Here is a 7531-nt window from a genome sequence, read left to right as displayed (position 1 = left end):
ACGGTCGCCGGCGCGACGGCCGGCAGCCGACGCTTTCCGGCGCGGGGGACGGCAAGCCCCGGGCACCCGGCGCACCGCGCCGCCGGCACCCCGCGGTGGAACCCGCCGTCGGCGAAGCGCGTACCGCGCTGCTTCGGGGGTACCGGCAGCGGGACCGACTCATGGCTCACTCAGGGCCCGACCGGGCGGCCGACGAGGGCTCGTCACCCCCCGCCGCCCGCCCACTGGCCGCCCAAGGACTCCAACAGGAGACTGGCCCCATGCGCACTGTCACAGCGACGGCCGCCGCCGTCACCGCGGCCCTGGCGGCCGGTGCGGCGAGCGTCGCCGCCGGCCGGCTCGCCAGCGACGCCGCGCTCAAGGCGTCTCCCGGCCGGCCCCTGCCCACCGAACCCCGGCTCACCGTGCACGGCACCGCCGCCGGGCAGATCACCCTCACCCGGGACCTGGCCGCGTTGCGCCCGGGCCGGTACGGCCTCGCCGGTGACGGTTCGCACGCGGTGGTCGGCCCGGTCCTCGGCACGGCCGAGCACGGCGCCGACACCGTCGTCCGCCGCCTCGAACGCGTCACACACGGCACCCTCGCGGCCGGCGACCGGGCCTGGTTCACCCCGAACCTGTACGTCGGAAACCCGGGCACCGCCCTCGACCTCGAGTACGCCGACGTCGAGGTCCCCGGCGAACTCGGCCCCCTCCCGGCCTGGTTCCTGCCCGGCTCCCGCCCGACCTGGATCATCGCCGCGCACGGCCTGGGGGCCACCCGCGAACACGCCATGAACTTCATGGCCCCCCTGCACCGCCGGCACGTCCCGGTGCTCGCCCTCGCCTACCGCGGCGACGTCGGCGCCCCGCCCTCGCCGGACGGACTGCACCACTTCGGCGAGACCGAGTGGCGCGACCTGGACGCGGCCGTCCGCTACGCCGTCGACCACGGCGCCCGCCAGGTCGTCCTGCTCGGCTGGTCCACCGGCGCCACCATGGCCCTGCGCACGGCCGCGCTCTCCGGCGTACGCGAGCGCATCGCGGGGCTCGTGCTGGACTCCCCGGTGCTCAGCTGGGAGGCCACCCTGCGCGCCCTGGCCACCGCCCGCCGCACCCCCGGCGCGCTGCTGCCGCTCGCCGTCCGCGCCGCCCAGGGCCGCGCCGGACTGCACGCCGACAGCGACGTCCACACCGCCGGTCTGCACCGCCCGGCGGTCCCGACCCTGATCTTCCACGGCCCCGACGACGTGGTGGCCCCGTGGCGGTTCTCCCGCCGCCTCGCCGACACCCACCCGCGCCTGGTCGCCCTCCACCCGGTCGAGGGTGCCCCGCACGGCGCCATGTGGAACGCCGACCCCGACGACTACGAGGAGACCCTGCGCCGCTTCATGACCCCCTTGGTGTAAGCCCGCAGCGACCCCGCCACTCCCTCGGCCCACGGCACGCCGCTCCGGTTCCGTTTAGTGCCGTACCACTGGCCTGTTCCGATGCCCCGACGCCGTCCCGGCCCCGTGCGTCCGCCGCCCCGGACGCCCGCCGGGGCATTCCGTTTGGGTTTTCGGACCGTCAACCGGAAGACTGCACCCGTGACGTCCCGTATCCCGCGCGACTCCAGGCTTCGACTCGTCCGCCCGCGACCCCTGGCCGCCGCCCCTCCAGCGATGAACCAGCGGCGTCCGCGCCGCGCCGCGCCCCGGCCCCCGGAGGGCACACCGGCCCGGTCGGAGCTGGCCAGAATGGCGCGCTCCGGTCTGGCCGGCGCGGCCCGTGTCGCCCGCTGGGCCGACACCGCCCTCGGCCCCGGCCGCGGCAGCGCGACCGCCGACGGCAAGGCCACCCTCTCCGACACGACCGCCGGCCAAGCGGCCCGGGAACTGGGCCTGACCATCGCCAAGGTCCGCGCCGACTGGGACACCGCCCGACTCGCCGGTCTGGTCGAGGTGCACGGCGGCAGCGCCCGCCCGGGCTGGCGGCTGCGCGCCTGGAACCGCGACGACAGCGCCGTACTGCGCGGCTGGGTCGCCCTCTTCGACGCCTGGTCGCTGGCCCACCCCGAGCCCGACGGGCAGGAGCCCGCCGCCGTGGCCGAGGTCATCTCAGCGATGCCCCAGGTGCTCTCCTTCCTCCAGCTGTCCGCCGGGCCCGTCCCGGTGGCGCAACTCCTGGACCTGCTGGAGCAGCGCGTCACCGAACTGCGCACCGAGCGCTGCGAAGTGCCCTACGGCCCCCGTCTCGAACCCGGAACGCCGCAGACCGCCGCGGCCACCGCCGCGCCGCTCCCGGAGGCCACCGCCGACACCCCGCTCGCCCCCCTCCTCGACTGGGCCCTGCACGCCCTCTCCTCCGTCGGCGCCCTCACCTGCGGCGACGGACACGCCACGCTCACTCCGCTCGGCAGCTGGGCGGTCTGGGTCAAGCTCGAGCAGATCTGCGTCGCCGCGCAGAGCCCCGCCGGCAACATCGAGCAGTCGGCGGAGGACATGCTCCGCGGCTGCGCCCAGCTCCGCCCGAACGCCGCCCGCGCCGAGTACCGCGCCTGGCTCGCCGCCCGGCCCGTCGGCAGCGCCGTCGCCGAGCTGCTCGGCGCCGCCCGGGGTGAGGACGCCCTGCTGCGCGGCCTCGCCTTCGAGGCGCTGCGCGTCGTCGGCGCCCCCGCCGAGCCCGATGTCCGCGCCGTCCTCGACGAGCCGACGCTGCGGCCGTACGCCCTGCTGTGGCTGGCCGAGCACGACGGTGCCGACCCCGAGGACGCCCACGAGGTCCTCACCCGCCAGGAGGCCACGTGGCTGTGGGTCGACACCGCGGCCGCCGTCGCCGACCACGGTGAGGCCCCGCTGCTCGTGCGGCACCTGGAGTCCGCGGTGCAGCCCACCGTCCCGGCCCTGCTGGACGAGGTCCGGGCCGTCGGCCACCCCCGCACCGTGCAGGTCCTGGTCGCCCTCGCCGCCGCGCACCCGGACCCGGCCCTGGCCAAGGCGGTACGCAGGGCAGCCTTCCAGGTCCACACCGGAGGCAGCTGACCACACCCGGGCACCCTCGGTCGGAGGCCGGGGCAGCGCGCCCCCGGCCGCCCGAGGGACCCCGCCGCCCGAGACGTCCCCCGGCCCTCCCACGACCGGTGGGGACGCTTCCGCGCGGACGACGAGTACGCGGTGCATGGCTCCGGGAACCGGTCGCGGCCGTGCACCGACCCGTGAGGCCGCCCGCCCCGGACCCCGGAACACCCTCGACTCCGCGCCGGCCGGGCCCGCAGCGAACCGCCGGAGGCTACCCGCGGATCTCCGGCGCGTACGTCCCGAAGCTCCAGATGTTGCCCTCCAGGTCCCGGGCCATGTAGTCCCGGGAGCCGTAGTCCTGGTCCGTCGGGGGCATGAGGATCTCCGCGCCGTGTTCCACCGCCCGCCGGTGATGGGCGTCGACGTCCGTCACCACGACGTACACCCCCGTCGTACCGGCGTTCTTCATCGCCTCGTCGAAGCGGCTGCCGGTGCCCTTCGAGCCGAGCATGATCGCGCCGTTGCCCTGGGCCAGTTCGGCGTGGGCCACCGAGCCGTCCTCGCCCTCGTACACGGCCAGTTCCGTGAAGCCGAGGGCCTGGGTGAGCTGCCGGACCGCCGCCTTGGCGTCCGCGTACAGCAGCGTCGGGTAGACGCTCGGGCGCCCGCCGTCCATGCCTGCCATGCCGATCACTCCCTTGTGAGCCGGTAACCGGAGGAGCGGATGCCGCGAAGATCCCCAAAGCCCGGAAAAAAACACGGAAATCCAACCCTGTCGCCCAGTCTCGCACCGCTCACTGACAACGCCCCGGACCCGCGCTCCCGAACACGGGAGCCCCGAACAAGGGACCGCGGACTCCGTATCCCGGCAAAAGCGGTTGCATGGCCCCGTTAGACTGGCCCCATGGCCATTCTCCTCGCGCATTAGACGGCGGGAAACGTCCTCAGCCGCCCATCCCGCCAACCACCCGCCTTGGAGTCTGTCCGTGATCTCCGCCTCCGGCATCGAGCTGCGCGCCGGTGCCCGCGTCCTCATCGAAAGCGCCACCTTCCGCATCGCCAAGGGCGACCGCATCGGCCTGGTCGGCCGCAACGGCGCCGGCAAGACCACCCTCACCAAGGTCCTGGCCGGCGAGGGCCAGCCCGCCGCCGGCAACGTCACCCGTTCCGGCGAGGTCGGCTACCTCCCGCAGGACCCGCGCACCGGCGACCTCGACGTGCTCGCCCGCGACCGCGTCCTGTCCGCCCGCGGCCTGGACGTCCTGATCCGCAAGATGCGGGACAACGAGCAGCGCATCGCCAACGGCCAGGGCGCCACCCGCGAGAAGGCGCTCAAGCAGTACGAGCGCCAGGAGACGGAGTTCCTCACCAAGGGCGGATACGCCGCCGAGGCCGAGGCCGCCACCATCGCCGCCGCGCTCAACCTGCCCGACCGGGTGCTGGGCCAGCCCCTGCACACGCTCTCCGGCGGTCAGCGCCGCCGTATCGAGCTGGCCCGGATCCTGTTCTCGGACGCGGACACCCTGCTGCTCGACGAGCCGACCAACCACCTCGACGCGGACTCGATCGTCTGGCTGCGCGACTACCTGAAGACCTACCGCGGCGGCTTCATCGTGATCTCCCACGACGTCGACCTGGTCGAGACGGTCGTCAACAAGGTGTTCTACCTCGACGCCAACCGCTCCCAGATCGACGTCTACAACATGGGCTGGCGGCTCTACCAGCAGCAGCGCGAGGCCGACGAGAAGCGCCGCAAGCGCGAACGGCAGAACGCGGAGAAGAAGGCCTCCGCGCTGCATTCGCAGGCCGACAAGATGCGCGCCAAGGCCACCAAGACCGTCGCCGCGCAGAACATGGCCCGCCGCGCGGACAAGCTGCTGGCCGGACTGGAGGCCGAGCGGAAGTCCGACAAGGTCGCCAAGCTCCGCTTCCCCGAGCCGGCGCCCTGCGGCAAGACCCCGCTGATGGCCGAGGGCCTGTCCAAGTCGTACGGCTCGCTGGAGATCTTCACCGACGTCGACCTGGCCATCGACAAGGGCTCCCGCGTCGTCATCCTCGGCCTCAACGGCGCCGGCAAGACCACCCTGCTCCGCCTCCTCGGCGGCGTCGAGAAGCCCGACACCGGCCAGGTGATCGAGGGCCACGGCCTCAAGCTCGGCTACTACGCGCAGGAGCACGAGACCCTGGACCCCGAGCGCACCGTCCTGGAGAACATGCGCTCCGCCAACCCCGACCTCGACCTCGTCGAGGTCCGCAAGACGCTGGGCTCGTTCCTGTTCTCCGGCGACGACGTCGACAAGCCGGCCGGCGTCCTGTCCGGCGGCGAGAAGACCCGCCTCGCGCTGGCCACCCTCGTGGTGTCCTCGGCCAACGTGCTGCTGCTCGACGAGCCCACCAACAACCTCGACCCCGCCAGCCGCGAGGAGATCCTCGGCGCGCTGCGCACCTACAAGGGCGCGGTCGTCCTGGTCACCCACGACGAGGGCGCCGTCGAGGCGCTCCAGCCGGAGCGGATCATCCTGCTTCCGGACGGCGTCGAGGACCTGTGGGGCGCCGACTACGCGGACCTCGTCGCCCTGGCTTGATCGAATGGATGATCCACTGGGTATGGATCATTCGGCCGATCCGTGATCCACCATCTGTGTGAGATCTCCTCATCACGAGGTGTGTCCTACATCGATTTCGCGGCCGGACCCCCTGACGCCGGGGGTCCGGCCGCGACGCCTTTCTGACCTGGAACTTCGCGGAAAAACCCGTTCGGCGGTACGGACGTGATCCTCTGGAATAACGGATTCCGCATGTGGGGACTCGCTCCTGTCGTCACAACCTTGTCTCATCGACCTTGCCGAATGGGTGGCCATGGAGCCCTGGAGGGGTGATCATGAGGAGACCAGAGCGCACTTCCCATGAGGAGGACCGGGTGGCCGAGACTCTGAAGAAGGGCAGCCGGGTAACCGGCGCCGCGCGCGACAAGCTCGCGGCAGACCTGAAGAAGAAGTACGACGCCGGTGCGAGCATCCGGGCGTTGGCCGAGGAGACCGGCCGCTCGTATGGCTTTGTGCACCGCATGCTCAGTGAGTCGGGTGTCACGCTCCGAGGGCGTGGCGGGGCTACCCGGGGCAAAAAGGCCACATCGGCCTGATGTTCCGGGCGGCCCCTCGACTCCGAAAGTGAAGGTGGCCACCCGGCCGGTCGTCCGACCGTCCGGGTGGTTACTGTGCAGTCACTTAGCTCTGCCGTCGTACGGCGTCGCAGCCGGCGCGCGGCGGGGACGACGACCGCACCTTTCGGAGGCACCCCATGGCTTCGCACGCCCACGACCCCGCTCCCGTACTCGACAAGGACGGCGTGCGGCTCACCGTCGACGACGCGATCGCCACGGTGACGCTGACCAACCCGGACAAGCGCAACGCGCAGAGCCCAGCTCTGTGGCGGGCGCTCACCGAGGCCGGCCGGCTGCTGCCGGGCTCCGTCCGAGTCGTGGTGCTGCGGGCCGAGGGCAAGTCCTTCTCCGCCGGGCTCGACCGGCAGGCGTTCACCCCCGAGGGTTTCGACGGCGAACCGTCGTTCATCGATCTCGCGCGGGGCGGCGACGCCGAGCTGGACGCGACCATCACCGAGTACCAGGCGGCGTTCACCTGGTGGCGGCGCAGCGACATCCTGTCGGTCGCCGCCGTGCAGGGCCACGCCATCGGGGCCGGCTTCCAGCTCGCCCTCGCCTGCGACCTGCGGGTCGTCGCCGAGGACGTGCAGTTCGCCATGCGCGAGACCAGCCTCGGCCTCGTGCCGGACCTGACGGGCACGCACCCCCTGGTGTCCCTGGTCGGGTACGCCCGCGCGCTGGAGATCTGCGCGACGGGCCGCTTCGTCATGGCCGAGGAGGCCGTGAACACCGGGCTGGCCAACCTCGCCGTGCCCGCGGACCAGCTCGACGGCGCCGTGCGCGATCTGGCGTCGGCGGTCCTCGCCGCGCCGCGCGACGCCGTCATCGAGACCAAGGCGCTGCTCCAGGGCGCCCAGCACCGGGACTACGAGGCTCAGCGCGCCGCCGAGCGGGCCGCGCAGGCCCGCCGCCTGCGCGACCTGGCCGGGCTCGGGGAGTAGCCCGGGCGCCGCGGGTGACCGCCCGGCACGTCGCGACGGTCCGCCGGGCCGGGAGGCTCGGGGCCAGTCCCGGCGGGCCGGCTCAGCCGACCGCCGTCACCAGCACCGCGACCGACGGACGGTCCGACAGGGCCTCCGACACCGCCGCGCGGACCCGCCGGGCCACCTCCACGGCCCGGTGCTCCGCGTCCACCGCCAGCTCCACCCGGACATGGCGGCGCGGCAGCGCGGCCCGTTCCCGCGGCAGCTCCGTCACGTCCACCGGACGGCCCAGCGTCGCCGTCAGCCGGGTCACGCCCGGGACCGCCAGCGCGGCGCCCGCCGCGCGGCCCTCGTCACCGTCGCCGGGGTGAGCGGCCGGGGGACGCCGCGGCTCACGTCCGGGCGCCGGCTCCGGGTACGGCTCCGTCGCCGCGTCCAGCAGGGCCGTCGCCCGCAGGTCCACGTCG

Annotated in this window: 6 protein-coding genes and 1 pseudogene; 5 read left to right on the top strand and 2 right to left on the bottom strand. The window is 73.7% G+C overall.

Annotated features, from left to right (window positions below):
- The first annotated feature begins 260 nt into the window (after positions 1–260).
- Both EBH09_RS07870 and EBH09_RS07865 read left to right on the top strand, forming a co-directional pair.
- On the top strand, positions 261–1388 hold the full coding sequence (locus EBH09_RS07870; RefSeq protein WP_121746331.1) for an alpha/beta fold hydrolase: 1128 nt from the start codon (positions 261–263) through the stop codon (positions 1386–1388).
- Positions 1389–1568: 180 nt separating this feature from the next.
- Positions 1569–3002, top strand: coding sequence for a hypothetical protein (locus tag EBH09_RS07865; protein ID WP_193776186.1), 1434 nt, complete (start codon positions 1569–1571; stop codon positions 3000–3002).
- A gap of 247 nt (positions 3003–3249) precedes the next feature.
- On the opposite strand, the gene EBH09_RS07860 is transcribed toward EBH09_RS07865, so the two are convergent.
- Positions 3250–3663 (bottom strand): VOC family protein, encoded by a 414-nt coding sequence (locus EBH09_RS07860; protein WP_121746329.1) that lies wholly within the window; start codon positions 3661–3663, stop codon positions 3250–3252.
- 301 nt (positions 3664–3964) lie between these two features.
- Here EBH09_RS07860 and EBH09_RS07855 point away from each other — a divergent pair, with 301 nt between their 5' ends.
- The 3 genes from EBH09_RS07855 (at position 3965) to EBH09_RS07845 (ending at position 7082) form a co-directional block, all read left to right on the top strand.
- A complete protein-coding gene (locus EBH09_RS07855) occupies positions 3965–5563 on the top strand; it encodes an ABC-F family ATP-binding cassette domain-containing protein (protein ID WP_121746328.1) in 1599 nt (532 codons plus the stop codon).
- Positions 5564–5898: 335 nt separating this feature from the next.
- Complete coding sequence (locus EBH09_RS07850; RefSeq protein WP_003976983.1) at positions 5899–6120, top strand: helix-turn-helix domain-containing protein; 222 nt, start codon at positions 5899–5901, stop codon at positions 6118–6120.
- A gap of 158 nt (positions 6121–6278) precedes the next feature.
- Positions 6279–7082, top strand: coding sequence for an enoyl-CoA hydratase/isomerase family protein (locus EBH09_RS07845; protein WP_121746327.1), 804 nt, complete (start codon positions 6279–6281; stop codon positions 7080–7082).
- Between the two features lie 82 nt (positions 7083–7164).
- On the opposite strand, the pseudogene EBH09_RS07840 reads toward EBH09_RS07845, so the two are convergent.
- Positions 7165–7531, bottom strand: a pseudogene (locus EBH09_RS07840) (nucleopolyhedrovirus P10 family protein); the annotation flags it as partial.

It is taken from the genome of Streptomyces sp. E2N166 (assembly GCF_003671715.1).
In the GTDB taxonomy this organism is placed as follows: Bacteria; Actinomycetota; Actinomycetes; order Streptomycetales; family Streptomycetaceae; genus Streptomyces; species Streptomyces thinghirensis.
The sequence above is the reverse complement of the archived record's forward strand: the minus strand, read 5'-3'. Positions and strand labels throughout refer to the sequence as shown.

Bases quoted from the DNA above. Each gene is read 5' to 3' on its own strand.
- EBH09_RS07870 (WP_121746331.1), top strand. From the start codon at position 261: ATGCGCACTGTCACAGCGACGGCCGCCGCCGTCACCGCGGCCCTGGCG.
- EBH09_RS07860 (WP_121746329.1), bottom strand. From the start codon at position 3,663: ATGGCAGGCATGGACGGCGGGCGCCCGAGCGTCTACCCGACGCTGCTG.
- EBH09_RS07845 (WP_121746327.1), top strand. From the start codon at position 6,279: ATGGCTTCGCACGCCCACGACCCCGCTCCCGTACTCGACAAGGACGGC.